The sequence below is a fragment of the Deltaproteobacteria bacterium genome (genome assembly GCA_016183175.1).
Classification (GTDB): Bacteria; UBA10199; UBA10199; order UBA10199; family SBBF01; genus JACPFC01.
The window spans coordinates 1-5,729 of the sequence record JACPFC010000078.1 but is presented as its reverse complement, the minus strand read 5'-3'; the positions used below and the strand labels follow the sequence as shown (position 1 = coordinate 5,729).

The 5,729-nt window shown below is 52.7% G+C and carries 6 protein-coding genes; all 6 read right to left on the bottom strand.

What is annotated here, in order from left to right:
• Positions 1-908 (bottom strand): ATP-binding cassette domain-containing protein (locus HYU99_08090; GenBank protein ID MBI2340306.1); only part of this gene is annotated, 908 nt, incomplete at its 3' end.
• Positions 909-1,029: 121 nt separating this feature from the next.
• Positions 1,030-1,929, bottom strand: a complete 900-nt coding sequence (locus HYU99_08085; protein MBI2340305.1) for an ABC transporter ATP-binding protein — start codon at positions 1,927-1,929, stop codon at positions 1,030-1,032.
• Positions 1,930-1,948: 19 nt separating this feature from the next.
• Entirely contained in the window at positions 1,949-2,653 is a 705-nt protein-coding gene (locus HYU99_08080) for an ABC transporter permease (protein ID MBI2340304.1), read from the bottom strand.
• An 83-nt stretch (positions 2,654-2,736) separates the two neighbouring features.
• Entirely contained in the window at positions 2,737-3,627 is an 891-nt protein-coding gene (locus HYU99_08075) for an ABC transporter permease (protein ID MBI2340303.1), read from the bottom strand.
• Positions 3,628-3,744: 117 nt separating this feature from the next.
• The gene (locus HYU99_08070; GenBank protein ID MBI2340302.1) at positions 3,745-5,226 is read right to left on the bottom strand and encodes a hypothetical protein; all 1,482 of its coding nucleotides are present in this window, start codon (positions 5,224-5,226) and stop codon (positions 3,745-3,747) included.
• Between the two features lie 59 nt (positions 5,227-5,285).
• Positions 5,286-5,729: hypothetical protein (locus HYU99_08065; protein ID MBI2340301.1), on the bottom strand; the 444-nt coding region annotated here is incomplete at its 5' end.

Genomic DNA, 5,729 nt, shown 5'->3' with positions numbered 1-5,729 from the left:
GGAATTTCCACGCGGCACCGGTCGACGGCAATCGGACACCGGGTGTGAAAGACGCATCCGGTCGGCGGATTGATCGGCGAGGGGACGTCCCCCTTTAAGATGATCCGTTCCTTCTTTACGTTCGGATCGGGAACGGGAATGGCCGAGAGGAGTGACTTCGTATACGGATGTTTGGCGTTATAGAGGTCTTTGGCTTCGAAGGTCTCCATCACCTCCCCCAGATACATCACCACAATCCGCTGGCTGATATGCTCCACCACTTTCAAATCGTGCGCGATAAAGATCATCGCCAAACCCAGTTTTTTCTGAAGGTCGGAAAGGAGATTGATGATCTGCGCCTGAATCGATACATCCAGCGCCGAAACCGGCTCGTCGGCGATAATGAGCCTGGGATTGAGTGACAGGGCGCGGGCGATCCCCACCCGCTGGCGCTGGCCGCCGGAAAATTCGTGCGGGTATTTGTCGTATGCGTCGGCATTCAACCCGACCATTTCGAGGAGTTCCACCACGCGGCTACGCCGCTTCTTTTTGGCCGCCAGTTTGTGGACAATCAGCGGCTCGGCAATGGCCGTGCCGATGGTCATCCGCGGGTTGAGCGAGGCGTAAGGGTCCTGAAAGATGATCTGCATCTCCCTCCGAAGCGGGCGCATTTCTTTGGGCGATAATTTGGTGATATCGGTTCCGTCAAAAACAATTTTCCCCTCCGTCGGTTCCAGGAGTTTAAGGATCGTCCGTCCCAGCGTCGATTTGCCGCACCCCGATTCGCCGACGAGGCCAACGATCTCGCCATGCCTGACCGAGAGCGAGACGCGATGAACGGCACGGACATACCCCTTTGTCCTTCCCCAAAAACCCCCCTTGAGGGGGAAAAGCTTTGACAAATTTTGCACTTCGAGGAGGTTTGACATGCTGAAAAAGTTCAAATGTCAAAGTCCAAATGTCAAAGGAATGTCAAAATCCAAATGACAAAATCCATTTGAAATTTAACATTGTTGTTTCCTTTGGAATTTGAACTTTGTCATTTGACATTTAGTAAGGATGAATGCACCTCGCCCAATGCCCCTTCATTTTCTCCTCCAACATAATGTCCCCTCCTCGGCAATCTTCCTTCACCCGTTCGCACCGGTCGGCGAAATGACACCCCAGCGGGAGACTGGCCAAATTCGGCACCATGCCGGGAATCGTTCTTAAACGGGCCTCCCCCCTTTTTTTCAGACTCGGAATCGATTCGATCAGCCCCTTCGTATACGGATGCAGAGGATGAGCGAATATCTCTTTGACCTCCGCCTCCTCCACAATCTGCCCCGCATACATCACCGCCACATTCTGCGCATGTTCGGCCACAATGCCAAGATCATGTGTGATGAGCAAGAGCGACATTCCCATTTCGTCGATCAATTGATGCATCAGATCCAGAATCTGCGCCTGAATGGTGACATCCAGCGCTGTTGTCGGCTCGTCGGCGATCAGGAGCTCCGGATTGCAGGACAAGGCCATGGCGATCATCACCCGCTGGCGCATCCCGCCGCTCATTTGATGCGGATAATCATCCACCCGTTTATCGGGATTCGGAATCCCCACTTTCTTGAGCATTTCGATGGATCGCAGGTGCGCCTCGCGCCTCCCCACCTTTTGATGCAGGATAATCGCCTCGGCAATCTGGTTGCCCACGGTAAAAACCGGGTTCAGACTGGTCATCGGCTCCTGAAAAATCATGGCGATCCGGTTGCCACGGATGGCGCACATTTCTTTTTCGGAGAGTTTCAGCAAATCAGCGGGGAATCCGTTTTTCGAATGGAGAAGAATCTGTCCCGAGACGATTTTGCCCGGCGGTTCGGGGATCAAACGCAAAACCGACATCGCCGTCACGCTTTTTCCGCAACCCGACTCCCCCACCAGCGCCTGGATTCCGCCTCGGGGAATGGTCAGTGAAACATCGTCCGCCGCCTTAACGGTGCCGGCATCGGTTTCGAACCCCGGGAAAGAGGGTCAGCCACCAGGCAATATCCATGAAGTCGCGCGACTGCGAGAGGATATCGCCCCAGCTGGGGGTCGGGGGCTGAACGCCAAAACCAAGAAACGACAGTGACGACTCAATCAGAATGGCCGAGGCCACGCCAAAACTGGCCGATACCATCACGGGGGCGAGGGCATTGGGGAGAATATGCCGGAAAATGATGCGTCCAGCGGAGGCCCCTGCGGCCTGAATTCCGGCGACAAATTCCTGATTCCGCAATTTCAAGAATTCCCCCCGGACCAGACGCGCAATACCGGTCCAACCGGTAACGCCGATCACGATCATGATGTTAAAAAGGCTTGGCCCCACAAAAGCGAGCACGGCCAGAATGAGAAAAAAAGTCGGAAAACACATCACTATCTCAATTGTCCGCGAAATCAAGATGTCGATTTTCCCGCCGTAATACCCGGCAAGGGCGCCGACAATCATGCCGATCAAGACATACAAACCCACAGCGACAAATCCGACCGAAAGAGAAATCCGCGATCCGTAAATCAGGCGCGAGAGAACGTCCCTTCCCTGCTCGTCCGTCCCCATCCAGTGAACCGCTCCGGGCGCCACGAGGGCGGAGTCAAGATCGTAGGCCGTCGGAGAGTAGGGGGAAATCCACGAAGCAAAAAGGGCGACAAGAAACATAAACAGGACCAGAGACAAGCCGACGCGGTTTAAGCGTTTGAGCCAGTACTGTTCGAAGATCAGTCGAATGGTGGATTTCTTTTTCATCGTCCCTCAAATGTAATCCGCGGATCGACCCACACATAGAGCAGATCGGAAACCAAAAGACTCAAAAGGGTCAAAAAAGCGTCGATCGTCGCAATTCCCATAATCACATTCTGATCGCGTCCCAACACCGCCTCAAACGAAAGCATCCCCATTCCGGGAATGGAAAATATCTGCTCAATGATCACAGAGCCTCCCAAAAGCCCGGGGATCAATGTCCCCATGAGGGTTACCAGAGGAATCAGCGAGTTGCGGAACGCATGTTTCCAGACAACCACTCTCTCCGAGAGCCCCTTTGACCGCGCCGTCCGGATATAATCCTGACGGATAACCTCCAAAAAATTGGCGCGTGAAAACCGGGAGAGAAAGGCGAAACTCCCGTAAACGTAACAGGTGACCGGCAAAAACAGATGCCAAGCCACATTGCCGAACCATTTCCAGAAGGGAAACGACTCCGCCCCATCCGAAACATATCCCATGAGGGGAAACAGATTGTAATATTCCCCTCCCGCCAGAAAAACGAGAAGGATGGTCGCCACCCAGAATTCCGGAAGCGAATAGAGGATGAACAGTTTGACCATCACCACCTTGTCCCAAACGCTGTTTTGCTGGCGGGCCGACCAGATACCGAGCGGGATGGAGATAATGTAGACAATGATGACGCTCAGGATATTGAGCGTCAGCGTGATGGGAAGCGCCTCAAAGATCCGCGTCGACACCGGCCTTTTGTCCTTGCTCGATAGTCCGAAGTCAAGCTTGGCGATATTTTTGAGCCATTTGCCGTAGAAGAGGCTGTTTTTGCCGATCCATGTCACGCTTTTTTCGATCTTCGTCCCCTCGGGTTTTCCCGAAAGGCTCTGGCTGACGCGGAGAAATCCCCTGCCCGGCAAACATGAGTTTGAGCGACACCGGATCGCCCGGCGCCAGCTTCATGATAAAAAAAGTGATCAGCGTAATTCCAACGAGCGTCGGGATCATGAGAAGGAGGCGTTTGAGGATATATTGAATCATAACTCCCACTCCAGCGGATCGAGCCCCACCGGGTGCACCTTCACATTTTTAAACCGCCCGGCCACAGCCACCAGCGAATCGCTGGCGAACAAAAATGTGTACGGCTGTTCCTCATACAGAATTTCCTGGAAGCGATAGTAGAGGGCATTCCGTTCGCCCTCGTCGAATTCGATCCGCGCCTTTTCAATCAGCTCATCCGCCTCCTTGTTTTCAAACGAGACAAAATTGGACCCCTTTTCTTCCTTCGCCTGCGAGGAGTGCCAGAGCTGGTAGGGGTCGTCTTCGAAACCGGTGGACCATCCAAGCGCCGTGGCGTCGAATTTTTTCTTTTCAATCCGCTCCAAAAAGGCGGCCCACTCCATTTTTTCGATGTTCATCTCGATGCCGATTTTTTTCAGATCCTCTTTCAAGATCGGCGCGACCCGCTCGGAAAACTTGGAGGCGGCCGGATACAAAAAGGTGAATGAAAATTTTTTCCCCTCTTTGTCGAGGTAGCCGTCTCCATCGCCATCCCTCCAGCCCGCATCTTGGAGGAGTTGGAGGGCCTGGGCCGGATCATGGGGATGGAGCTTCAGGTTTTTGTTGTACTGCGCCCCCCCCACAAAGAAGGGGCTTTCCACCACCTGGCCCCTGCCATAGTTGATCTTTTCCAGAAGCTTTTGCCGGTCCACCATCAGCGTCATCGCCCGGCGCACCCGCTTGTCGGAAAAAAAGGGGCTCTTGCCGTTCCACCCGATATAGTTGAAACCGGGGAGGAGATATTTGAATTTGTTGAACTGTTCATTGAAACGCTGTGAGCCGGTCTGTTTGACCCACTGGATCGGCCGCATATTGGCATAATCGATCTCTCCTTTTTTAAGCACCTGTATGGCAATGGCGTCATCGGTGACAATTTTAAATTCCATCCGGTCGATCGCCGGTTTCTTGCCCCAGTAGTTCTCGTTTAAGACAAGGACAATCCTTTTGTTCGTCTTCCACTCCAAAAAACGGTAGGGGCCGGTACCGAGGGGATTCCTCCCTGCAGGATGGGCATTGAAATCGCCCCCGTCGTCAAAAATATGTTTGGGAATAAGCGGAATGGTGCCACAAACGCTCAACCCCAAAAAATAGGGGCGTTTGGTGACAAATTTTACCCGATAGTCGTCCAGTTTTTCAACGCGGATCACGTCGTCATAATAGACGCGCAAAAAAGGGGCCTCGACTTTGGGGTCTTTTATTTTTTCAAATGAATAGACCACGTCATCGGCGGTGAACTTCTTCCCGTCGTGCCAAAAGACGTCGTCCCTCAAGACAAAGGTGTACATCAGGTGGTTGTCGCTGATCTCCCAGCTTTTGGCCAGCATGGCCTTGTATTCCAGCGTGTCGTTGTCGCGCTGGATGAGCGAATCGTTGACGTAAGAAAGGATGCGGGAGGAATAGGCATCGCTGGAGGTTATGGGATTAAGCGTATCCGGCTCCGCCCCCAGGCCGACACGCAAGGTGGAAGGTGAAACGGGGACATCAACCTGGCATGATGATAAAAATAAAAATAAAAATGTTAAAAATTTAGTTCTGCGTTCTTCCATGTGATCTTAAGGCTCGTCTTTCGGGAAGTCATTTCGATTGTTTTGGGATAGAGGATATTACCCCTTTTTTTGAAATCGCGGAAACTGATTTTATACCTCTTGTTTTGGCTTTTGGATTTTTTTTCCACGCCGATGACACGGCCATCGGCATTAACGGAGATTGCCCGATCATCGCGCTCCGGCACGCGATATAACAGATAAGCGATAAATTCATCCCGCGAAAGGGGGAGTGAAAGGAGTTTGCCGAGTCTTATTTTCCCGTCGGCAAAGCCGAACCGGAGGAGGGTATTGCCGAAATCGTCGATCGTTTCGAAATCAGCCGAGCCCTCGTTCGCAATCACGATGACCTGGTCAAAACGGTAGATCCGTTTCCCGGAAGACCATTCGACAAGGGCGTGTCCGCGAAGGAGAGGTTG

Excerpts from the sequence above, each read along its gene's own strand:
- HYU99_08080 (MBI2340304.1), bottom strand. The coding sequence starts at position 2,653 with ATGTTTCTTGTCGCCCTTTTTGCTTCGTGGATTTCCCCCTACTCTCCG.